Genomic DNA, 22,284 nt, shown 5'->3' on the forward strand with positions numbered 1-22,284 from the left:
CTGGTGATGACGCAGCTGGACCGGCAGGAGTGGGACGTCGTCGTGGTGGGCGCGGGCGGCGCCGGGCTGCGCGCCGCCATCGAGGCCCGTGAGCAGGGCATGCGTACGGCCGTGATCTGCAAGTCACTGTTCGGCAAGGCCCACACCGTCATGGCCGAGGGCGGCATCGCGGCCAGCATGGGCAACGTCAACGAGGGCGACAACTGGCAGGTGCACTTCCGCGACACGATGCGCGGCGGCAAGTTCCTCAACCACTGGCGGATGGCCGAGCTGCACGCCCGGGAGGCGCCGCAGCGGGTCTGGGAGCTGGAGACCTGGGGCGCGCTCTTCGACCGCACCCCCGACGGACGGATCTCGCAGCGCAATTTCGGCGGCCACGAGTACCCGCGCCTGGCGCACGTCGGCGACCGTACGGGCCTGGAGCTGATCCGCACCCTCCAGCAGAAGATCGTCTCCCTCCAGCAGGAGGACGAGCGCGAACTCGGCTCGTACGAGGCCCGGTTGAAGGTGTTCCAGGAGTGCACCGTCACCCGCGTCCTCAAGGACGAGGGCCGGGTGGCCGGCACGTTCTGCTACGAGCGCGAAACCGGCCGCTTCTTCGTCCTCCAGGCCCCTTCGGTGGTCCTGGCGACCGGCGGCATCGGCAAGTCCTTCAAGGTGACGTCCAACTCCTGGGAGTACACCGGCGACGGACACGCGCTCGCGCTGCTCGCCGGGGCGCCGCTGATCAACATGGAGTTCGTCCAGTTCCACCCGACCGGCATGGTCTGGCCGCCGTCCGTCAAGGGCATCCTCGTCACCGAGTCCGTACGCGGCGACGGCGGAGTGCTGCGCAACAGCGACGGCAAGCGCTTCATGTTCGACTACATCCCGGACGTCTTCAAGGAGAAGTACGCCCAGTCCGAGGACGAGGGCGACCGCTGGTACGAGGACCCGGACCACAACCGCCGCCCGCCCGAGCTGCTCCCCCGCGACGAGGTCGCGCGCGCCATCAACGCCGAGGTCAAGGCCGGCCGCGGCTCCCCGCACGGCGGTGTCTTCCTCGACGTCTCCACCCGGATGCCCGCCGAGGTCATCCGGCGGCGGCTGCCCTCCATGCACCACCAGTTCAAGGAACTGGCGGACGTGGACATCACCGCCGAGGCCATGGAGGTCGGGCCGACCTGCCACTACGTGATGGGCGGCGTGGACGTCGACCCGGACACCGCGGCGGCCACCGGCGTCCCCGGCCTGTTCGCCGCCGGCGAGGTGGCCGGCGGGATGCACGGCTCCAACCGGCTCGGCGGCAACTCCCTCTCCGACCTGCTGGTCTTCGGCCGCCGCGCGGGCCTGTACGCGGCCGGGTACGCGCGCTCCCGCTCCGCACGGCCCGCCGCCGACCCGCTCCAGCTCGACGCCGCGGAGGCGGAGGCGCTGCGCCCGTTCAGTGCCGAAGGTCCCGGCGCCGACCACGCCGGACGCCCCGCCGAGAACCCGTACACCCTCCACCAGGAGCTCCAGCGGACGATGAACGACCTGGTCGGCATCATCCGCAGGCAGGGCGAGATGGAGGAGGCCCTGGAACGCCTCGCCGACCTGCGGACACGGGCCCGCCGGGCCGGGGTCGAGGGCCACCGGCAGTACAACCCCGGCTGGCACCTGGCCATCGACCTGCGCAACATGCTGCTGGTCAGCGAGTGCGTGGCCCGCGCGGCCCTGGAGCGCAGGGAGTCCCGGGGCGGGCACACCCGGGACGACTACCCGGAGATGGACCGGCGCTGGCGCCGGGTCAACCTGGTCTGCGAACTGGCCGAGGACGGCGCCGACCTCCCCCCGCGCGACCCGGCCGTCGGCCAGATCCGCCTGTCCCGCCGGGAGAACCCGCCCGTCCGGCCCGATCTGCTGGCCCTCTTCGAACGGGACGAACTGGCGAAGTACCTGACGGACGACGAACTGGCGGCGGGCACGGCAGGCGCGGCAGGTACCGCGGGCACGGCAGATACGGCGGACACGGCGGCGCCGCCCGGAGCGGCGGACGACGAGGAGACGAACCGGTGAGCGCGCAGTCCGACGCCTACAAGGCGCACTTCAGGATCTGGCGGGGCGACGCGGACGGCGGCGGCCTGACGGACTTCCGGGTCGAGGTCAACGAGGGCGAAGTGGTCCTCGACATCATCCACCGCCTCCAGGCCACCCAGGCCCCCGACCTCGCGGTGCGCTGGAACTGCAAGGCGGGCAAGTGCGGCTCGTGCAGCGCGGAGATCAACGGCCGGCCCCGCCTGATGTGCATGACCCGGATGTCCGTCTTCGAGCGCGACGAGACCGTCACCGTCACCCCGATGCGGGCCTTCCCGGTCGTCCGCGACCTGGTCACGGACGTCTCCTTCAACTACACCAAGGCCCGCGAGATCCCCAGCTTCGTCCCGCCGCCGGACCTGGCACCGGGCGAGTACCGCATGCGGCAGGAGGACGTCGGCCGCTCCCAGGAGTTCCGCAAGTGCATCGAGTGCTTCCTGTGCCAGGACACCTGCCACGTCGTCCGCGACCACGAGGAGAACAAGACCGCCTTCGCCGGCCCCCGCTTCCTCATGCGCGTCGCGGAACTCGACATGCACCCGCTGGACGCCGCCCCCGAAACCGGCCTCGACCGCAAACGCACCGCCCAGGAGAGCCACGGCCTCGGCCACTGCAACATCACCAAATGCTGCACCGAAGTCTGCCCCGAGCACATCCGCATCACCGACAACGCCCTGATCCCCCTGAAGGAACGCGCGGCCGACCGCAAGTACGACCCGCTGGTGTGGCTGGGGAACAAGATCCGGCGGCGGAAGGAGTGAGCGGAGGGCGGCACCGGCGCCCTTGGCCATTGGCGTACGGTCCGGAAGCGCCGTACGGGACGGCTGCCGACTCCCGCGCGCACAGGGGGTGACGAGCCGCCTACCGGCCCGCTACCGTCGTGAGACCTGGTAACCGGTGGCCCGCTCCGATGACGGGCTCTGCAGGCCGCTCCGCCGCCTCCCCCCACCGACTGGGCGCCCGACCGGCTACCCGCGCACACGGGGGTACCGCCATGGCCAATCCGTACGACCGCCCGTCTTCCTCTTCTGCCGTCCCGGCTTCCCCACCCGCCGTACGTCCGCCCTGGTTCCGCCGCGGCCGGGTCTGGGGGCTGCTCGCCGTGGGCTTCCTGTTCGGCGGCTGCGCCGGAGCCGTCGCCGTCGCCGGGCAGGACACCCGGGACCGCACGCCCGTCCGAGCCGCTGGGCAGGTCACGCCGAGGGCCACGGTGACGGTCACCGCGCCGCCTGTGAAGGCCGCCCGTCCCGCGCCCACCGTGACCGTGACGGAAACCGCGCGGGTGACGGTGACCGCCGCGCCGCCTCCGGCCGACGATCCGGCACCCGGTGGTTCCGGCGGCGCCGAGGACTCCGGCAGCTCGGACGCCGGCTCGGCGGACGCCCAGTACGCCAACTGCGCGGCCGTACGGGCAGCGGGCGCCGCTCCCATCCACGCAGGAGATCCGGGGTACGGCCGGCACCTGGACCGGGACGGTGACGGCGTCGGGTGCGAGAGCTGACCGCCGGACGGGGCGCCGTCGCCCCGGACCCCGTCAGAACAGGCTCAGCAGCGCGTCCGCCGGATCGGGCAGGGCGGTGTCCCCGTCCGGGAGCGGCAGTTCGAACCAGACGGTCTTGCCGCGCGGGGTCCGACGGCTGCCCCAGCCCGCGCTGAGGAGCCCGACGAGCTGGAGACCGCGGCCCCCCTCGTCGGTGTCCCGGGCCCGCCTGCGGCGGGGCTGCGCCAGATCCGCGTCCCACACCTCGCACACCAGGGTCCGGTCCAGCAGCAGCCGCAGCCGGATCTCGCCGTGGCCGTGCCGCAGTGCGTTGGTGACCAGCTCGCTGACCAGCAGTTCGGTCGTGTCGACCAGGGCCTCCAGGCCCCAGTCCGTGAGCTGGTCGCGGGCCAGCTCACGGGCGCGGGAGACCGAGCGGGCCTCGGGGGCCAGGTTCCAGTCACCGACGGAGTCCTTGGGCAGGCCGTGCACGCGGGCCATCAGCAGCGCGATGTCGTCCTCGCCGTGCCGGGTGTCCAGCGCGTTCAGTACGTGGTCGCAGACGTCCTCCAGCGGGCGGCCGGCCTCCGACAGGGCCGTCTGGAAGGCGCGCAGGCCCTCGTCCAGCGGGTGGTCGCGGGATTCGACCAGACCGTCCGTGTAGAGGGCGAGCAGCGCGCCGTCGGGCAGTTCGACCTCGGTCTCCTCGAACGGTTCACCGCCGACGCCCAGCGGCATACCGGGCGGCACGTCCAGCAGCAGCGCCTCCTCGCCCTCCTCGACCATGACGGGCGGCAGGTGCCCGGCGTTGGCGAAGGTGCAGCGCCGGGTCACCGGGTCGTACACGGCGTAGACGCAGGTGGCGAGGTAGACCTCGGAGAGGTCGGCGGTGCCGGAGCCGCACCGCGAGGCTTCCGCCGGGGAGCCCGACTGCGCGCCGGAGGGGGGCGCGGAACGGCTGCGCGAGGCGCGCGACGTCGTACGGGCGCCGCCGCCGGTCGCGCCGAGCCCGCGTGCGATCTCGTCGAGCGCCGTCAGCACCTCGGCCGGCTCCATGTCGAGCAGGGCCAGCGTCCGTACGGCCGTCCGCAGTTCGCCCATCGCCACGGCGGCGCGCAGCCCGCGCCCCATCACGTCGCCGACGACGAGCGCGGTGCGGTGTCCCGGCAGCTCGATGACGTCGAACCAGTCGCCGCCGACCTCGGTGGCCGTCGTACCCGGCAGGTAGCGGCAGGCGATGTCCAGGCCGGCCGCCTCGGGGTCGCCCGGCGGCAGCAGGCTGCGCTGGAGGATCAGGGCGCGTTCGTGCTCCCTGCGGTACAGCCGGGCGTTGTCGATGCAGACCGCGGCGCGCGCGGCCAGGTCGACCGCGAGGGCGGTGTCCCGCTCGCCGAACGGCTCGCTGCCCTTCGTACGGGAGAACTGCACCAGCCCGACCACCGTGTCCCGGGCGACCATCGGCACGGCGAGCGTCGAGTGCACCACGGCGCCCAGCTCGGCCCGCTCCTCGTTCTCCCGGCCCGGAATGATCTGCGCCTGTGCCGTACGCAGCGCGCCCGCGCACGGGGAGTTGAACGGGTAGCGGTGGACGGCGCCGACCGCGACCGGCCCCGCCCCGCCCTCGGGCACGTCACAGGCCATGGTGGCCAGCGGCGCGTCCGAGACGGCGCTGGAGAAGGCGACCCGGCGCAGCTCGGCGCTGCCGTCGGCCATCCCCGGCGGAGCCTCGTCACCGGCCAGCAGGCCCTGGTAGAGGTCCACGGAGGCCAGGTCGCAGAACTGCGGCACGGCCACGTCGAGCAGGGTGCGGGCGGTGGTCTCCAGGTCGAGGGAGTTGCCGATGCGGGCGCCGGCCTCGTTGAGCAGCGCCAGGTTGCGGCGGGCGCTCGCGGCTTCCCGCTCGGCCCGGCGGCGGCCCGTCACGTCGGCGGCCAGCGCGGCGACCCCGATGGGGCGTCCGCTGGCACCGTGCAGGCGGTACAGGGACACCGACCAGCGGCGCCGGTCGGCCTCACCGCCGGGCGCGGAGGGGTACGCCGTGCCCGAAGCCCCGGACGGGTACGCCGCACCGGTGGCCCCGGAGGCGTACGCCGCGCCGGAGGGGGCGGCGAGCTCGGGAGGTGTGGGGGCGGGGATGGCGGCGGCGGAGGAAGCGGGCGCGGGAACCGAACCGACCAGCTGCATCTCGCCGACCGGCTCACCCGTCTCCAGCACCCGCCGCAGCGCCGACTGCAGCCGCTCGGCCTCGGAGCGGGGCAGGAAGTCGTGCGGCCCGCCCCCGCGGTACTTGGCCGCGGGGCCGCCGAAGACGGTCGCGAAACGCTCGTTGACGCGGCGGATCCGCAGGTCCGTGTCGAAGAGCAGGAAGCCCATCGGAGATTGGCCGAAAACGGCTTGAGAGGCCGCGAGGTCGGTCTCGATGCCGCGCAGCGCGCGGACGTCGACGACGAGACAGACCGCGGCCCGCTCACCGTCCGCCGTCTCGGACGGCATCACGTAGATCTCCGCGAGCCTGCCGTCCCCGGCGTCCGGAGCGCCCTCCTGGTCCGCGCCACGGGGGCGGTACGGGACCAGCCCGGTCCACTCCCGGCCGTCCAGGATCTGCGAGACCGTGCGGCGGGCCTGTTCGCGCAGCTCGTGCGGGACGAAGGCGGCCACCGGGTCCTTGCCGACCGCGTCGGCGGCGGGGATGCCGAGCATCTCGGCGGCGCGCTCGCTCCACCGGTCGATGCGCCCGTCGGGGCCGAGGGAGAAGGACGCGACCCGGATGTAGTCGTAGATGGAGCCGGGTGGGCTGCTCTGCCATATCGGCGGGCCTTCCGGGCCGTCCGGCCCCGAGCGGCCCGACGGCCGCGCCGGACCGTCCGTACCGCCCGGCCCGGCAGGCTGCGCGGGTCCTGCCCCGCCAGATGACTTCTCGCTCACGAGCCCCGTCCCCTCCAGCTCATCGTGCCCGGACCGGACGAGCCGAGTATCCAGCACCGCGGCTGTCCGGAACACGGTCTTCACGATCACAGCACAGTCTCGATCGCAGGCCGTCCACAGAATGTCAATGAAACGGCAACGATCAGGCCGCCACCAGACTCCTAACCCGCCACAGACAGCTCGAACCACACTGTTTTACCTGTCCTGCCATGTCGGGTGCCCCAGCACCGCGACGTGCACGCCACCAGCTGGAGTCCCCGGCCGCCCTCGTCGTCGGGGGTCGCGGCGCGCTCCCGGGGCGGGTCGGGCACCGGGTCCGACACCTCGACGAGCAGACCGCCCCCGCTCTTGAGGACGATCCGTACGCCGATGGGCCCGCTGGCATGGCGCAGCGCGTTGGTCACCAGCTCGCTGACGAGCAGAACGGCCAGGTCGACGACGGTGTCCAGCCCCCAGTCCCGCAGTGTCTCGCGGACCGCGGCACGGGCGGTACGGGCGGATCCGGGCTCGGCCGGGAAGCTCCATTCGGCGAGCGGGGAGCCGGAGATCATGCCGCGTCCGGGCGCGTAGGGGGCGGATTCGGGGACCCCTGCCGCTGCACTGTCGCTCACGCCGATCACTTCCCAGCCCGATGCGCACACCCTCCGGATGGTCCGTGGTGAGGGGGTAAACAGCACATACCCGGTATCAGCGCATCAATATCGCCCTCAATGGCGCACTGTGGCACAAACGGCGTACTGAGGCGTACGAGGCCCCGGCGCGCACGCCTCGTGTGCGGCGGGGCACCCCGGTGCGCCGCCGCACCGCGGCACACCCTTACGAGGGACCCGCCCGATCCGATGATCGTCCCGTACGGGGGAACGGTGAGGTGACAAGATGACCGGTCCTCTCGGGACGGGGCGGAGCGGCACCGGACGGCTCGGGACGCCGGACGCGTTACGGGGCGGCTGCGGCTCCAGGCACGGGCGGTACGTACGTGGTGCGCGGGGTTCCAGGCACGCTACGGGGCGCTACGGGGCGTACGGAGCGCCGGACGGATACAGGGCCCCCGACACCTCCGCGGCCCCGAGGCGGCGCATCACCTCCGCGACCGCCGGGCGGTCCTGGTCCAGCCAGTCCACCTCGTCCTCCTGGCCCGGTGCCAGCCAGCGCAGCTCGTCGTGGTCCTGGAGGGGCCGGGCCTCACCGGACACCAGCCGGGCCGTCCACACCCGCAGGACGAGACCGGGACGCGGCGCCCACTCCCCCGGAATCCGGTCCAGCGGCTCGGTCTCGATCCCCAGCTCCTCACGCAGTTCGCGGACCAGCGCCTCCTCGGGCGTCTCGCCGGGCTCGACCTTGCCTCCGGGCAGCTCCCAGCGGCCGGCCAGCGCGGCCGGAGCACTGCGCCGCGCCGCCAGCAGCCTTCCCCCGTCGAGCACCGCTCCACCCACCACCACACGCACGTCCGTCATGCGCGGCAGCCTACGTCCCGCGCCACCGCTGCCCCGTCTCAGGTGGCGGCGTGCCCCACCCGCTCCACGACGTACAGCCGTCCGTTCCTGCGGGTGTCGAGCCGGTCGGCCACCTGCTCCGCTTCCGCGCGGGTGGCGTAGCGGCCGACGCGATAACGGTTGCCGCCCTCGTCCTGGCGAATGACGAGCCAGGGCAGCACCGCTCCACTGTCGGTCATCGCGCCCCTCCGTCCGCCGGCCGGCGCGCCGCCGCGCGCCCCTCCTGCACTGATGCCGAAACCGCATTCCGCATATGCCCGAGCCTACGCCCGACCTTCACGCACCGGATACGGCTTTGCACAAAGAGATACCGAACCGGCCATCGAACAGCGCGCGAGGGGCGTACGGACAGCCCCGCGGACGCCCCGGGCGCACACACGAACGGGCGCCGCCGATGGCTCCTGCCACCGACGGCGCCCGCCGTGTTCCGTGCCCGGCGCCGTGCCCGGGAGGGCACCACGTCTCGCGCCGTGGGGCGTTACGCCTTGCCCGCCTCCGACTTCGCGCCGGACGCGTCCCCGGCCTTGCCCCCGGCCGCGGCCCGCTCCTCGGCGGCCTCGGCCTCGGCCGCCGCCAGCGACTCCGCCTCGGCCTCGATCAGCGACGGGTTGCGCCAGGAGCTGCGGACGCCCCACACGTAGAAGAGCAGACCGATCACGGCGACCACGACGATGTCCCAGCCCGGCGGCAGGTAGCCCTTGCCGCCGAACTCCTCGCCGCCCATGTACGAGACGCACGCCATGACCAGCAGGTACGCCACCATCCAGGCGCCCGCCTTCAGGTGCGGCTTCAGCTCGGCCCACGGCTTGCGCAGCTCGTACCAGGCCCAGACCGGCAGACCGACCGCCATGATCAGGATGACCTTGCCGGTCAACGGCCAGCGGCCCCAGTACAGGACGAGCGAGCCGAAGACCATCGCGACGGGCGCGATGACCGGCATGATCCGCAGCTTCACCGGCCGCTTGAGGTCGGGCGAGAGACGGCGCAGCGACATCACCGCGACCGGCCCGGTGATGTACGAGATCACGGTGGCCACCGAGACGATCTCGGCGAGCGAGCCCCAGCCGCGGAAGACGGCGAGGAAGAGGAAGGCGATGAACAGGTTCAGCACCAGCGCCGGACGCGGCACACCGGTCTTCTTGTCGACCCGGCCGAAGATCTTCGGCAGGTGGCCGTTCTCCTGCACGCCGTGGATCATGCGCGAGGTGGTGGCCGCGTAGATCATGCCCGTACCCGACGGGGAGACGAACGCGTCCGCGTACAGCAGCAGCGCCAGCCAGTTCAGGCCCCAGGCGACGGCGAGGTCGGCCAGCGGCGAGTTGTAGCCGAGGTGGGCCCAGCCGCCGACGGACTCCAGCTTGCCGCCGGGGACCGCCATCAGGAAGGCGACCTGCAGCGCGACGTAGATGACGAGCGCGATCAGGATCGAGTAGATGACGGCCTTGGGCAGCGACTTGCCCGGGTTACGGGCCTCACCGGCCATGTTCAGCGGCGACTGGAAGCCGTTGTAGGCCCAGACGATGCCGGAGACGGCGACGGCGGTGAAGACCGCGCTCCAGCCGTTCGGCGTGAAGCCGCCGTGGTCCTTGATGTTGCTGGTGTCGAAGTGCGCCAGCATCAGGGCGCTCGCGGTCAGGACCGGGACGACGACCTTGAAGACCGTGATCGCGGTGTTGGTCTTCGCGAAGAGCGAGATCGCGAACCAGTTCAGGAAGAAGTAGAAGATCAGCAGGAGGCTGGCCAGCGCGACACCGCTGCCGGTCAGCTCCTTGCCGTCGTACAGCCCCTGGGTCCACCCGAAGCTCCAGGAACTCATGTACTGGACGGAGGCGGTCGCCTCCCCGGGTATGACGGAGACGATCGCGATCCAGTTGGCCCAGGCGGCGAGGTAGCCGGCGAGCGAACCGTGCGAGTACTGGCCGTAGCGGACCATGCCGCCCGCCTTGGGGAACATCGAGCCCAGCTCGGTGTACGTGAGGGCGATCGTGAGCGCGACGGCCGCGCCGATGACCCAGGCGAGGATGGCGGCCGGACCGGCGATGGCGGCGGCCCGCTCGGCCCCGAAGAGCCAGCCGGAACCGATGATCGACCCAAGACCCGTGGCGGTCAGGGCAATGGTCCCGAGGGACCGTCGGTAATTCGAGTGGGAGCCCTGCTCCGCGCTCTGGGTCTGCGTCGTGCTCAACGTGCTTGGTCTCCTGATCTTCCCCCGTGCCGTGCACAAACTTCGCCATCGTAAGAGCGAATTGGAAGATCGGATTCCCAAGCGGGGTCAAAACTCGGGTCTGGCTGAAGGTGTGTGAGGTTTCCAACACACCAATTGACCGCCCGAATCCCGACATACAGGGACTTAGGGGGTGGCTACTGGCGGGTTACGCGCCAGTACACAACGTGCGATCTTGGCTGTAGCGGCGAGAAAATTGCTAGGTAGCAACGGGTTTCGGTCATTACGGAGAAGGGAAAGGGGCCGCCCCGGACGCCCCTCCAGACCTCACGCCCCACCCCCGCCCCCGAACCGGCCACCCCATCCCTACCCCCCCACTCCCCCCTTACCCCGGCCCGCCCCCTTCTCCCCCTCTCCCCCTCAACGCATTGGCAGGTGGTAGGCCTCAATGCACCGGCAGGTGGTAGGCGACCCGATGACGGTCGGCGAGCGTCACGACATCGGCCGTCTCCACGGGGCGGCCGCCCGCGAAGTACGTACGCGAGATGACCAGCACCGCATGGCCCGGCACCCCGCCCAGCGCCATGGCTTCCTCCGCCAGCCCGGGGCGCGCCCCGACCTCCTCGACCACGTTGTCCACGATCACGTCGATCGCCGCCATCCGCTCGACCACCCCGCGCCCGGCCAGCGGCCCCTCCTCGGGCAGCATCACCGGAGTGCGCCCCGTGATGTCCAGCGGCTCCCAGGACGTCGAGAGCATGGCGGGCTCCCCCTCCGCCCGGAAGAGATAACGCGTACGCATCACCCGGTCCCCCACCTGGATACGCAGCCGGGAGGCGACGGCCGGATCGGCCTCCTCCCGCTCACTGCTGGACTCCCACGTACCCTTCACCCGCTCGTCGGCCTGCTCCTGTCGGAAGGGCGTGGCGCCGACGCCGGTGCGGTAGCCGGCGCGGGCGATACGGCGCGGGACGGGCTGCTCGCGGACGTACGTCCCCGACCCGGAGCGGCCCTCGACCAGACCCTCGGCCATCAGGACCTTGCGCGCCTCCAGGGCGACCGTGTCGGAGACGCCGTACTCCTCGCGGATGCGGGCCTGGGAGGGGAGGCGGGTGTGCGGGGGCAGCACACCTTCGACGATCTTCTGGCGCAGGTCGCCGGCGACGCGGAGGTACGCGGGCTGCTCACCGAAAGGCACATGCCCCTCCCAACAGCTTGACAGTCAGCAACAGCGTGGCAACCGCGCGTTGTTGACCGCAAGCCTGGGCCAGTAATTCACTCGATGTGATGAAGCCCAGCTCAACCGGTGTCCCGATCACGCGAGTTGACCACCCACGAACACGCCCGCCCGGCTGCCCGGCACGACCGCACCGCCCGTGCAAGAGTCGACACGACACCCCGCACGCCCGCCCGACACCCGAGCGGCCAGGGAAGGAGCCCCCCGTGCCCGACACCCCCACCGAAGGCCCCGGCAAAACCACCTCCACCACCTCCACCACCCCCTCCACCCCCTCCTCTCCCCCCGCTCCCTCCCTCTCCCCCATGCCGGAGGACTGGCAGCGGGCCCTGGCCGTCGTAGCCCACCCCGACGACCTCGAATACGGCGCGGCCGCCGCCATCGCCGAGTGGACCGCCGCCGGACGCGAGGTCACCTACCTCCTCGTCACGCGCGGCGAAGCCGGCATCGACGGCCTCGGCCCCGACGAGTGCGCCGCGGTCCGCGAGGCGGAGCAACGAGCGAGCGCAGCCGTCGTCGGCGTACGAACGGTGGAGTTCCTGGACGGCCACCACGACGGCGTCATCGAGGCCGGCCTGCCGCTCCGCCGCGACCTGTCGGCCGCCATCCGCCGATACCGCCCGGAACTCCTGATCACCCTCAACCACCACGACACCTGGGGCGGAGTGTCCTGGAACACCCCGGACCACCGGGTCGTGGGCCGCGCCACCCTCGACGCCGCGGGCGACGCCGGCAACCGCTGGATCTTCCCCGACCTGACGACCGAACTCGGCCTCGACCCCTGGAACGGCGTCCGCTGGGTGGCCGTAGCCGGCTCCCCGCACCCCACCCACGCAAAAGAAGTAGGCCCCGGCATCAACCGAGCCATCGCGTCCCTAGCAGAACACCACGCCTACATCACCGGCCTGGAGGGCGCGGCCCAAGACCCCACCACCTACGCCCGCAACTTCCTCGAACCCATGCTCCAAACCTCCGGCACCCAATACCGCGGCACCCCCGCCACCCTCTTCCAGCTCTATCCGCGCTGAGTACGTGTTCCCCGCTCCACCACGCGCGTCACAAACCCCTCCACCACCTCAGCGACTTCCTGCGGCTTCTCCAGCAACATCGCGTGGGTCGCATCCACCCCCACCACCTCGACCCAAGGCTGCGCACACGCCAACTCCTCAAGATCCGCGCGCAAGCCCTGCACATACGCCGCCATCAATTCATCCACCCACGGCATACCGGGCGTAGGCGGATTGGGCCGCATCGCCCTCCCGATCAACAACGGCCGCCGCACCCGCCGATATATCCCGAACAGATCAATCCCCGCCATCGCCTCCTGCATCCCGAGCCCCGCCACCCGCTCAGGTCGCAGATAAGCCTCCCCCTCCATGTTCCGCGCCACTCCCCTCCACACCCCCGCCTCCAACAGCTCGCCCGGAATCCCCAATTCCTCCGCCATGGCGGCGTGATAGGCCAGCACTCCCTCCAGCCCACCCTCCGGCAACGGCCGCCCCATAGCCGCATCGGCAAACTCCCGCGCCTCGCCCAACCGCCGCACCACGTAACCCTTATCCAGTCCCACGTACTGCTCAGGCCGCCCCATCCCGTGCCCATCCAGATTCACGGCGCCCGGCACCTCGTCCAACTCTCCCGAACAACAAGCCGCAACCATCCCACCCAACGAATGCCCCACCACCACAGCGCCCGGAATCCCACAGGCCTCCACCACGGCCGCCACGTCCGCGACCGCACCACCGAACGTCCACGCCCCGTCCCCACCACCGGACTTACCGTGCGCCCGCAAATCCATCGCCACCACCCGATGCCGCTCAACGAGCAACGGCGCCACAGCCTCCCAATCAACCAACGTCCGCCCGGCCCCGTGCAAAAGCAACAGCGGCACCCCGTCCCCACCGTGATCCCGAACCGCGATGCTCACACCGTCCGGCGCGGCAACAAACCTGTCCTCAACCTCGTACGCAGCAGTCATGCCCCCACGCTAGGCCGCAAAAATCCCACCAATATCGTCCCTCAGCACGTAGATTTCCCACCCCACCCAACCCGATAATGGACTTACCCCACTTCCCCCAGCGCGCCTTCCCCACCCCGGCCCGCGCTCCTGAAGCGACAGCGCAACAGCCTGTCCCCTTCACTCACTCCGCCCGGAAACAACGAGAACGCCGGCGTACGGTGAGCGCGGGCACGCAGAAGGGCTCGACCCTGGGAGAGGCCGACCCCTTCTGGTCTGCGCGCTGGACGAATCAGCGGCGCGCAACAAGATACTGCTCACACGTTGCGGCGGAACGTCTGGTGCAGAGCCCTCACCTGCGAAAACGCCCTCTCCGCAGATCGCATCCCGCACGGGTCCAGCACGGTGGAAAGTCATCCAGCACGCCCCCGCGCCACCATTCCATTGTGTACACATGCGACACCCGGCACCTTTGGTGCATGACGCAGCCGCTCCCCGTAGAGTCCATCCGCGATGTAAGGGCACACCTGGCCGAGGTCGTGGAGAGGGCCGACCGTGACGATGTACCCACGGTGATCACGCGCCGGGGCAAGGAGGTGGCCGCCGTGGTGTCCATCGACGTGCTCGGGAAGTAGCAGGAGTGGGAAGAACGCGAGATCAACCGGATCGTCGACGAGCGCATGGCCAACCCGGTATCCGGCATCCCTGTCGAGGACGTCATGAGGGAGACGCTGGCGCGCAGTGAGTGAGTACCGCACCGTATTTCGCCCCGAGGCTCAGGCCGAGATCCGCAAGGTCCCGCGAGGTACGGCCCTCCGCATTCTGGCCAGGCTGACCGAGCTGGAAAGCGACCCACTGGGGTTCAACACCACGGCCCTCGTCTCCCAGCCCGACCGGCACCGCCTTCGGGTGGGCGACTACTGCGTGATCTACACGCTCGACGACAACGGAGAACTGGTGGTCTGGGTCGTACACGCGGGACATCGCTCCACCATCGACGACACCTGAGTACCTGACGCCGGGCCAGGAAATCCAGCACCGATCCGGCACGGGATCGACGAAGGGGCCGCCACCCGGAGGTTTTGGCCCCTTCTGACATGCATGTTTGCCACGTCAGCGACGTGGTGTTGTCTCATCCGCTCACACGTTGAAGCGGAACTCCACCACATCCCCGTCCTGCATCACATAATCCTTGCCCTCCATGCGCGCCTTACCGGCAGCGCGGGCCTCGGCGACCGACCCCGTTTCCACCAGGTCCTCGAACGAGATGACCTCGGCCTTGATGAAGCCCTTCTGGAAGTCCGTGTGGATGACGCCGGCCGCCTCGGGGGCCGTGGCGCCCTTCTTGATGGTCCAGGCGCGGGTTTCCTTGGGGCCGGCGGTCAGGTAGGTCTGGAGGCCGAGGGTGTTGAAGCCTACGTGGGCGAGGGTGGCGAGGCCGGGTTCTTCCTGGCCTACGGACTGGAGGAGTTCGAGGGCCTCTTCCTCGTCGAGTTCGGCGAGGTCGGCCTCCAGCTTGGCGTTGAGGAAGATGGCCTCGGCGGGGGCGACCAGGGCGCGCTGTTCGGCCTTGAAGTCCTCGTCGGTCAGCTCGTCCTCGTCGACGTTGAAGACGTAGAGGAAGGGCTTGGTGGTGAGGAGGTGGAGGTCGTGGAGGAGCTCCTCGTTGCCGGAGCCCTGGACGATGCCCTGGGAGAAGAGGGTGTCGCCCTTCTCCAGGATGGCCTTGGCCTCCTCGACGGCCTTGACCTTCGGGGCGACGTCCTTCTTGATGCGCGACTCCTTCTGGAGGCGCGGCAGGACCTTCTCGATGGTCTGGAGGTCGGCGAGGATCAGCTCGGTGTTGATGGTCTCGATGTCGTCCTTGGGCGAGACCTTGCCGTCGACGTGGACGACGTTCTCGTCCTTGAAGGCGCGGATGACCTGGCAGATCGCGTCGGACTCGCGGATGTTCGCCAGGAACTTGTTGCCCAGGCCCTCGCCCTCGGAGGCGCCGCGGACGATGCCCGCGATGTCGACGAAGTCGACGGTGGCCGGGAGGATCTTCTGGGAGTCGAAGATCTCGGCCAGCTTGGCGAGGCGGGGGTCGGGGACGCCGACGACGCCGACGTTGGGCTCGATGGTGGCGAACGGGTAGTTGGCCGCCAGCACGTCGTTCTTGGTCAGGGCGTTGAACATGGTCGACTTGCCGACATTCGGCAGACCGACGATTCCGATCGTGAGCGACACGGTGGCGACTTCCCGGAGAGGATGCGGGTGGACTGGGCGACGGTACGTACGGACCGCTGGCGGCCCGGGCGGCCCCCGTGAGGGCCGTACGGTCCTTGGGGGGCCGGTCGTCCAGTCTACGGGGCGTAAGGAGGACCGGCGGAGGCGGCCGGAGGGCGGTCACAGGCGCGGTTCGTGAGGGCGCGAGGGCGGGTACGCGCACACTGCGTTACGGCCGTGGGGTGATTTGTACGCCGAATGAGCCGGTCAGGTCAGACAAAACGCGTGTCCTGTAACCGGTTGGTACCACTTGGCGGCCTACCGTTGCCGAGTGGAGCAACACAGAGCGCGCAGCCCCCAGCACAGTCCGCCCCGGACCGGCCGTCCGGCAGCGGGCCAGGACGCACGGCTTCCCCGCCCCGCGGAGGCCGTGCCGACGAACGCTCCGGAGGTCCGGGCCCGGGATGCCCGTAATGCCGTGAATGCGGCAGGCACTCCGGGAGCCCCTCGGGCGCCGGGCGGTCCGGGTGCCCCGCGGGGACCCGGAGCGGACGGGGCGGACGGGTTCGGTGAGAGTTCGGCCGTCTACCGGGTCCGCGCGCGCCGGAGCGGGCCGCTGGCTCCGCTGGCGTCGGCCGCCGCGCGGCTGCCCGCGCCCCGGCTCACCGGCCTGGGGTGCGGCCTGCTCAGCACCCTCGCCCTCGTCGTCTTCGCCTTCGTCGACCGGCTGCTGTTCGACGCCGCGCCGACGGCCTACGGGGTGTTCTTCGTGCTGGTGAGTGTGTGCGCCGGGCTGTGGGTACGGCCGTACGACCTGATCACGGCGCCGGTCGCGCTGCCCATCGCGTACACCGTCGGAACGGTGCCGATCAGCCACGACACGGGCGGGGTCGGCGGGCTGCTGATGGGCGTCTTCACGGTGCTGGCGACGCAGGCGGGCTGGCTGTACGCGGGCACGCTGGCCTGCGCGCTGATCGTCCTCGTACGCAAGGCGGCTGCCCTGGCGCGACGGCAGGCCGAGCGGCTCGCGCGGCGCCAGGCGGCGCGTGCGGGAGGCCGGGCGCCCGCCCGGGCGCAGAGCGCCGGGAAGGAGCCGGGCGCGGAGCCGGAGCGCGTGCGCCGGCGCGTGGAGCGGACGCCGGGGCCGGGACAGCGCCCGGGGCTGGGCCAGGGACCGCACCGCCCCGGCCGCACGCCCGGGCAGCCCGCCGCTCAGCGGGCGGGGCAGGTCAGGGATCGGCCGGCCAGCCGACCTGCGACGTAGGGGAAGGGGAAGGGGAAGGGGAAGGAGGAGCGCCCGAAGAGAGTGGGCCTGCTGTGGCGCCTGGGCCGGCGGGGGCCGCCGTGCCCTCCTGGCCCGCGGCCCGCGCGGCCATCGCCGCGCCCACGATGCCCGCGTTGTTCTGCAGCTGAGCGGGCACGATCTCCGCCCGGATCCCCTCGATCAGCGGCAGGAACTTCGCCGCCTTGCGGCTGACACCGCCGCCGATCACGAACAGCCGGGGCGAGAAGAGCATCTCCACGTGGGCGAGGTACTTCTGCACCCGGTGCGCCCACTGCTGCCAGCTGAGGTCCTCGTCCTCCTTGGCCTTGGTGGACGCGCGCTTCTCCGCGTCGTGGCCGTGCAGCTCCAGGTGGCCCAGCTCGGTGTTGGGCACGAGCTTGCCGTCGGTGAAGACGGCGCTGCCGATGCCGGTGCCGAACGTCAGCATGACGACCGTGCCTTCGCGGCCCTTGCCCGCGCCGAAGTGCATCTCGGCCAGGCCGGCGGCGTCCGCGTCGTTGAGGACCGTGACCGGGCAGCCGCCGGTCCCGCCGCCGAGGCGGCCCGCCAGCAGTGCGGCCGCGTTCCGGTCGATCCACCCTTTGTCGACATTGGCCGCCGTACGGGTGACCCCGTCGGTCACGACGCCGGGGAACGTCGCGCCGACCGGCCCCGACCAGCCGAAATGTTCCACGACCTGCTGCACGCAGTCCGCGACCGCGTCCGGGGTCGCCGGATGCGGGGTCAGGACCTTGTACCGCTCGTCCGCCAGGTCACCGCGCTCCAGGTCCACCGGAGCGCCCTTGATGCCCGAGCCGCCGATGTCCACACCAAAGACCTTCATGCCTAGAGGCTAGGCGGGGTCGGGCCGGTTCACCCCTCGACTTGCGGGTTCGGCGCGTGGTCCGGGCGGATGGAACGGATGGAGCGGCACGGGCGGGCCACCCGGAGCCTCAGCCCTCGGCGGCGGTCTTCGCCTCCGAGCGCAGGTCGCGGCGGAGTTCCTTCGGCAGGGAGAAGGTGATGGACTCCTCGGCGGCCTTGACCGTCTCCACGTCCTCGTAGCCGCGCTGGGCGAGCCAGTCCAGTACGCCGTGCACCAGGACCTCGGGGACGGAGGCACCGGAGGTCAGGCCCACGGTGGTCACGCCCTCCAGCCAGCTCTCGTCGATCTCCTCGGCGCCGTCGACCAGGTGGGCGGCGCGGGCGCCGGCGCCGAGAGCGACCTCGACCAGGCGGACGGAGTTCGAGGAGTTCTTGGAGCCGACGACGATGACCAGGTCGGCCTCGGCGCCCATCTGCTTGACGGCGGTCTGCCGGTTCTGCGTGGCGTAGCAGATGTCGTCGCTGGGCGGGGAGAGGAGATTGGGGTAGCGGCCCTTGATGGCGTCGACCGTCTCCATGGTCTCGTCGACCGAGAGGGTGGTCTGGGAGAGCCAGACGACCTTGTCCGGGTCGCGGACCTCGATGTTCTTCACGTCCTCGGGGCCGTCGACCAGGGTGATGTGGTCGGGGGCCTCGCCGCTGGTGCCGATGACCTCTTCGTGGCCCTCGTGGCCGATCAGGAGGATGTCGAAGTCCTCCTTGGCGTACCGGACGGCTTCCTTGTGGACCTTGGTGACCAGCGGGCAGGTGGCGTCGATGGTGGCCAGCTTGCCCTGCTTGGCCTCGTCGTGGACGACCGGGGCGACGCCGTGCGCGGAGAAGATGACGATGTTGCCCTCGGGCACCTCCGCCGTCTCCTCGACGAAGATCGCGCCCTTCTTCTCCAGGGTCTTCACGACGTACTTGTTGTGCACGATCTCGTGGCGCACGTAGACGGGCGCGCCGTACTGTTCCAGGGCTTTCTCGACGGCGATCACGGCACGGTCCACGCCCGCGCAATAGCCGCGGGGCGCGGCGAGCAGGACCCGGCGGCGGTCCTCGCGCGGCGCGGCGTCTCCGTCCGGAACGGTGGCGCCGTCCGGAACGGTGGCGGGCGACGGGCTGGGCGTAGCAGCAGTCATACGATCCATCGTACGGGGCCGACTTCGGGGTTCGTGCTGCCGCCGGGGTGTGGCGGGGCGTGCGGCGGGGCCGGGGGGCGTGCGGCGCGGCGGGGGCGCGCGGGTTCCGCTTCACGCGGGTTCACGCGGGCGCACCGCAGCACTCGGGCGAGTTTCGAAAGCTGCCGTATACGCGTCCTCCGTCGCTGACGGGTCAGCGACGCGTGTCAGAGGGCCGGGACGGGTCCGGGACAAGTCCGGGACGGTCCGGGCCGGGCCGCAGGTGTCCGGCTGGCGCCTGGGGACCGCCCGGCCCGTGGCCGTCACCCGAACTCCCCCCCTGCCTCATCGCGCTGCACGGAGCCCCCCTCGCCTTCACGGACCCGTCGCGCCGGCTGCGACGACCTCCACAGGCGGTGATCACGGCTTCATTCCCGCTCAGCGATGCCGCGCGCAGCCGACGCGGCCCGGTGACGTGCCCTGCCGCCGAGCCGCGCCGCATCTCGGCAGTTCCCCAGCCCCCCTCGGGTACACAGCAGCGAATGCAAGCAGTTGCACTTTTGGCAACCAGGTGCGAGTGTCGGAACCATGACGTACGACGAGTCCCGCCCCGGCGCGGCCGACCAGCTGGCCGCGATAGCCACCGCTCCCGACCTCAGCAGGCCGGCCTCCGCCCGTGAGCGGGCCGCCGGGCTGGCGACGCTGGCCGTCCTGTACGCCGGCCTGGTCGTGGCCATGGAGTGCGACCTGCCCCGCCCGGCCGGGATCGCGGTCTTCGTCGCCGCCCTCGCTCTGCTGCTCGCCTGGAACAACCATCACGACGGCGCCGCACGCAGGCGCCCGCAGACCCGTACGGAGAACGCGGCGCGGTTCGCGGCGGTGTGCCTGCTGGCCCTGCCCGGTGTCGACCTGATCTTCGGTGAGGGCCCTGACACCCTCGTGGCGCACCTGGTCGCGGCCGCCGTGCCGACCGCGGCCGCCGCCGTCTACCTCGTCCTGCGCTGGAAGCGGTGACGATGGCCGACGACGCCGGGGCGTTGCAGCCGCGCGAGGCGCTGGTCAACGTCATCCACTCGCCCGTCCGCCTGGCCATCCTCGCCACCCTCAACCGGGTGCAGCACGTCGCCTTCGCCGACCTGCGCGACAGCCTCCGCCTGTCGGCCCCCGAGCTCTCCCGCCAGATCGCCATCCTGGAGAAGGAGGGCATGGTCGAGGTCGCCAAACTCCGCGTCCGGCGCGTCGCCGTCACCCATGTCCGCCTCTCGGACAGCGGCCGGGAACGCTTCGCCGCATATCTGGTGAACCTGAACGCGATCGTGCACGGCAGGGACTGACCCGCGGGGCCCGCGATCGGATACGCGACCGAGGCCCTCGGCCATCACCGCCGAAGGCCCCGCCGCGTCACCCCCGCACGTCACGGACGAGGTGCCACCCGCTCAGCCGGCCAGGGCGAAGGAGGCCGCGTCACGACCGGCGAAGGACACCGGCGCGAAACCGGTCAGCTCCGCCTGGCCCGCCGGACGCTCCGGCGCGCCCTTCCAGATGCAGTAGATGGAGGCGCCGGCCAGGACCGCGGCCATGCCCGCGACCCCGCCCTTGACCGCGATCTTGACGCCGCGCTTGGCGGCTTCCTTCAGGCCGATCTCGGCGACCTTGCGCCAGTTCTTCTTCTTGATGTGCTCGTTGATCTTGTCGGCGAGTCCACCGATACCGCCCAGGCCGATCGCGTCCAGCAGGCAGCTGGCGTAGGAACGCTGCACGCCCTCCCGCTGCGCATCGGACGCCTTGTCGAAGTACGGCTTGAGCGCGTCGGCGAGTTCTCCACCGAGCTTGTCCTTGGTGGCCTCGTAGTCGAAGTTGCCGTCGGCGTCCAGGTGCTCGCCCCGGTCGAGCGCTTCGAGGTAGCGGGTCAGCTCGTCGATCTGCGCCTGCGTGACCTGCCCGGCCTGGACGGCGGAGCGGTCCGCGCCGCTACTGACGGCGTAGGCCTGCGAGACGCCGGTCGCGCCGACGGCCAGCGCGGTAAGGGCGGAGACGGCCACGGCGCTGAGACGGGTACGCTTGTTCATCTGTGCATGTTCCCTTGCGTGTTCGTGCACAAGGGGGTGGAAGTCGCGGCGATGCCCCGGCCTACGAAACCACAGGTTTCGCCCCGGCTTCCCCCCTGGGCACTGCTGTTGCCCAACGGTTGGTCTAGACCGCCGGGCTGGACGACGCGAACTTATCACCCCAGGTCAGGCGTTTGCCAAACTTCAGTAAACTTCGGTAAATGCCCCGATTGACAGCCTGATCCCAGCCCACAGCAGCTCGCGTCCGCCCCCGGCACTCCGGGCCGACAGCGCCTTCACGGCCATCCGTCACCTCGCCGTTCAGTCCAACCGATGGGCTGCTCACGCTTCTTGGCGCGCGGCAAAGCTCTCGCCCGTGGCGCGCTTACGACATCAGCGGCGCTTCGAAGGCGGGTTCTGCCAATCCGCCGGTCATGCTGCCGGTGTGGCAACCGCCTTCCCGACAGGCGGCCGGCCGCTTTGGAGCATGGAAGTGCGCCTCTTGAGCTTGGAATTGCGCAAGACATCTCGTCAGCGTTGTCCGCGTTGACGCCGTGGCAGAGTCCTCCTCATGAGATCCCCGTCCCGCCCCTTGGCTGCGGGTGTTTTGCTGGGCACGGCCGTCCTGACCCTGACCGCCTGCGGCCGGCAGCACATCGGCTCCGGCCCGAGCCCGTCTCCCACGCCGTCCGCCCACGGCCCGGCACGCGGCAACGTGGAAGCCGACTCCGACGGCGGCGCCCCGCACTACCGTGAGAACAACGGCTTCAAGGTCCCCCGCGAGATGACTCCCGCCGGCGAAGAAGCCGCCCGGAAGGAAGCCGCCCGCATCGAGCCCGTCCTCAAGCGCCTCTGGAAGGAGCACGGATGGGATCCGGACAGCGTGCGCACGGCGCTGCTGCGTCTCGGCTACCGAACCGGCGACGGCCTGCAACCCGGGACGCTCATCGTGAGCGGCATGGGTGAACGGCACATCCTCACCCAGATCGACCCGATCACCCCCGAGGGCGCCCTCTTCGCCTTACGGGTACGCAAGGACGCCTGCGTGCACGGCGCCGTGCAGCCCTCCGGCAGCCAGTTGGAGGTCAGCGGCCCGTACCTGGAGACCGGCTGCTTCGAGCCACGCGGCGGCCACTGAGGACCACCGGCGAACGGTATGTGCCGGCCCGTCGGATTCACCTGGCGCCTGCCGTGCCACCTCTGGGACGCTTCCACCGGATCTCCGCGCATCGCCGGAGCCCGGGAGGAAAGAGCCGGTGATGTTCGCCTGTTGTGCTCATGCCGCCACCCGGGAGGGGGAGGCGGCAGGTCCGGAGCGCGGCGCGCGTGGCACGGCTTCCGGCCCGGCAAGGAGAGCCGACCGGCGGAACACGACCTACGAGGCGGCCCTCTTCGGCGCGCCGTACTGGGACCGGACCGTGTTCTCAACGCTTCGGAGCCGGTACTGAAGCGGCTCCGGCCAGGGGAC

The 22,284-nt window shown here is 71.2% G+C and carries 20 protein-coding genes and 1 pseudogene; 10 read left to right on the top strand and 11 right to left on the bottom strand.

Annotated features, from left to right (window positions below; all coding sequences use genetic code 11):
* Window positions 1–6 precede the first annotated feature (6 nt).
* The 3 genes from OEIGOIKO_RS14785 (at window position 7) to OEIGOIKO_RS14795 (ending at window position 3,556) form a co-directional block, all read left to right on the top strand.
* Entirely contained in the window at window positions 7–2,037 is a 2,031-nt protein-coding gene (locus OEIGOIKO_RS14785; protein ID WP_170251701.1) for a fumarate reductase/succinate dehydrogenase flavoprotein subunit, read from the top strand.
* Window positions 2,034–2,816, top strand: coding sequence for a succinate dehydrogenase/fumarate reductase iron-sulfur subunit (locus OEIGOIKO_RS14790; RefSeq protein WP_125054447.1), 783 nt, complete (start codon window positions 2,034–2,036; stop codon window positions 2,814–2,816). Before OEIGOIKO_RS14785 ends, OEIGOIKO_RS14790 begins: the two co-directional genes overlap by 4 nt.
* A 233-nt stretch (window positions 2,817–3,049) precedes the next feature.
* Window positions 3,050–3,556, top strand: a complete 507-nt coding sequence (locus OEIGOIKO_RS14795; protein WP_125054448.1) for an excalibur calcium-binding domain-containing protein — start codon at window positions 3,050–3,052, stop codon at window positions 3,554–3,556.
* Window positions 3,557–3,589: 33 nt separating this feature from the next.
* Here the strand turns inward: OEIGOIKO_RS14795 and OEIGOIKO_RS14800 are convergent, their stop codons facing one another.
* The 6 genes from OEIGOIKO_RS14800 to OEIGOIKO_RS14825 form a co-directional block, all read right to left on the bottom strand.
* The gene (locus OEIGOIKO_RS14800) at window positions 3,590–6,343 is read right to left on the bottom strand and encodes a SpoIIE family protein phosphatase (protein ID WP_246178003.1); all 2,754 of its coding nucleotides are present in this window, start codon (window positions 6,341–6,343) and stop codon (window positions 3,590–3,592) included.
* Between the two features lie 278 nt (window positions 6,344–6,621).
* Window positions 6,622–7,011: an ATP-binding protein gene (locus OEIGOIKO_RS14805; RefSeq protein ID WP_125049364.1), complete on the bottom strand. Its 390-nt coding sequence runs from the start codon at window positions 7,009–7,011 to the stop codon at window positions 6,622–6,624.
* A gap of 459 nt (window positions 7,012–7,470) precedes the next feature.
* A complete protein-coding gene (locus OEIGOIKO_RS14810) occupies window positions 7,471–7,914 on the bottom strand; it encodes a (deoxy)nucleoside triphosphate pyrophosphohydrolase (RefSeq protein ID WP_125054450.1) in 444 nt (147 codons plus the stop codon).
* Window positions 7,915–7,952: 38 nt separating this feature from the next.
* Entirely contained in the window at window positions 7,953–8,132 is a 180-nt protein-coding gene (locus OEIGOIKO_RS14815) for an SPOR domain-containing protein (RefSeq protein WP_030020236.1), read from the bottom strand.
* A 299-nt stretch (window positions 8,133–8,431) separates the two neighbouring features.
* On the bottom strand, window positions 8,432–10,138 hold the full coding sequence (locus OEIGOIKO_RS14820) for an APC family permease (protein ID WP_125054451.1): 1,707 nt from the start codon (window positions 10,136–10,138) through the stop codon (window positions 8,432–8,434).
* Window positions 10,139–10,562: 424 nt separating this feature from the next.
* On the bottom strand, window positions 10,563–11,315 hold the full coding sequence (locus OEIGOIKO_RS14825; RefSeq protein ID WP_125054452.1) for a GntR family transcriptional regulator: 753 nt from the start codon (window positions 11,313–11,315) through the stop codon (window positions 10,563–10,565).
* 344 nt (window positions 11,316–11,659) lie between these two features.
* On the opposite strand from OEIGOIKO_RS14825, the gene OEIGOIKO_RS14835 reads away from it, so the two are divergent.
* Window positions 11,660–12,382 (top strand): PIG-L deacetylase family protein, encoded by a 723-nt coding sequence (locus tag OEIGOIKO_RS14835; protein ID WP_125054454.1) that lies wholly within the window; start codon window positions 11,660–11,662, stop codon window positions 12,380–12,382.
* On the opposite strand, the gene OEIGOIKO_RS14840 is transcribed toward OEIGOIKO_RS14835, so the two are convergent.
* Window positions 12,370–13,332: an alpha/beta fold hydrolase gene (locus tag OEIGOIKO_RS14840; protein WP_125054455.1), complete on the bottom strand. Its 963-nt coding sequence runs from the start codon at window positions 13,330–13,332 to the stop codon at window positions 12,370–12,372. The two genes, OEIGOIKO_RS14835 and OEIGOIKO_RS14840, sit on opposite strands and share 13 nt — an antisense overlap.
* A 458-nt stretch (window positions 13,333–13,790) precedes the next feature.
* On the opposite strand from OEIGOIKO_RS14840, the pseudogene OEIGOIKO_RS14845 reads away from it, so the two are divergent.
* Together OEIGOIKO_RS14845 and OEIGOIKO_RS14850 are read left to right on the top strand one after the other, a co-directional pair.
* Window positions 13,791–14,060: pseudogene (locus tag OEIGOIKO_RS14845) on the top strand (type II toxin-antitoxin system Phd/YefM family antitoxin).
* Entirely contained in the window at window positions 14,053–14,319 is a 267-nt protein-coding gene (locus OEIGOIKO_RS14850; RefSeq protein WP_125054456.1) for a type II toxin-antitoxin system RelE family toxin, read from the top strand. Before OEIGOIKO_RS14845 ends, OEIGOIKO_RS14850 begins: the two are co-directional and overlap by 8 nt.
* A 132-nt stretch (window positions 14,320–14,451) precedes the next feature.
* On the opposite strand, the gene ychF is transcribed toward OEIGOIKO_RS14850, so the two are convergent.
* Window positions 14,452–15,540 carry a redox-regulated ATPase YchF gene (gene ychF / locus OEIGOIKO_RS14855; protein ID WP_125054457.1) on the bottom strand — a complete coding sequence of 363 codons (1,089 nt, stop codon included), beginning with the start codon at window positions 15,538–15,540 and terminating at the stop codon, window positions 14,452–14,454.
* 457 nt (window positions 15,541–15,997) lie between these two features.
* On the opposite strand from ychF, the gene OEIGOIKO_RS14860 reads away from it, so the two are divergent.
* Entirely contained in the window at window positions 15,998–16,783 is a 786-nt protein-coding gene (locus tag OEIGOIKO_RS14860) for a DUF6542 domain-containing protein (RefSeq protein WP_125054458.1), read from the top strand.
* On the opposite strand, the gene ppgK is transcribed toward OEIGOIKO_RS14860, so the two are convergent.
* Both ppgK and OEIGOIKO_RS14870 read right to left on the bottom strand, forming a co-directional pair.
* Window positions 16,749–17,627, bottom strand: a complete 879-nt coding sequence (gene ppgK, locus OEIGOIKO_RS14865) for a polyphosphate--glucose phosphotransferase (RefSeq protein ID WP_125054459.1) — start codon at window positions 17,625–17,627, stop codon at window positions 16,749–16,751. The genes OEIGOIKO_RS14860 and ppgK overlap by 35 nt on opposite strands.
* A 109-nt stretch (window positions 17,628–17,736) precedes the next feature.
* Window positions 17,737–18,798, bottom strand: coding sequence for a 4-hydroxy-3-methylbut-2-enyl diphosphate reductase (locus OEIGOIKO_RS14870; RefSeq protein ID WP_125054460.1), 1,062 nt, complete (start codon window positions 18,796–18,798; stop codon window positions 17,737–17,739).
* 558 nt (window positions 18,799–19,356) lie between these two features.
* Here OEIGOIKO_RS14870 and OEIGOIKO_RS14875 point away from each other — a divergent pair.
* Window positions 19,357–19,782, top strand: coding sequence for a hypothetical protein (locus tag OEIGOIKO_RS14875; RefSeq protein WP_125054461.1), 426 nt, complete (start codon window positions 19,357–19,359; stop codon window positions 19,780–19,782).
* 2 nt (window positions 19,783–19,784) lie between these two features.
* Complete coding sequence (locus OEIGOIKO_RS14880; protein WP_125058695.1) at window positions 19,785–20,102, top strand: transcriptional regulator; 318 nt, start codon at window positions 19,785–19,787, stop codon at window positions 20,100–20,102.
* A 102-nt stretch (window positions 20,103–20,204) separates the two neighbouring features.
* Here OEIGOIKO_RS14880 and OEIGOIKO_RS14885 read toward each other — a convergent pair whose 3' ends face one another.
* Window positions 20,205–20,837: a hypothetical protein gene (locus tag OEIGOIKO_RS14885; protein WP_125054462.1), complete on the bottom strand. Its 633-nt coding sequence runs from the start codon at window positions 20,835–20,837 to the stop codon at window positions 20,205–20,207.
* Between the two features lie 550 nt (window positions 20,838–21,387).
* Between OEIGOIKO_RS14885 and OEIGOIKO_RS14890 the strand changes: the two genes are divergently transcribed.
* Window positions 21,388–21,954, top strand: a complete 567-nt coding sequence (locus OEIGOIKO_RS14890) for a hypothetical protein (RefSeq protein ID WP_246177345.1) — start codon at window positions 21,388–21,390, stop codon at window positions 21,952–21,954.
* The last annotated feature ends 330 nt before the right edge of the window (window positions 21,955–22,284 follow it).

Origin of the sequence: Streptomyces paromomycinus, from assembly GCF_003865155.1 — a bacterium.
Taxonomy (GTDB): Bacteria; Actinomycetota; Actinomycetes; order Streptomycetales; family Streptomycetaceae; genus Streptomyces; species Streptomyces chrestomyceticus.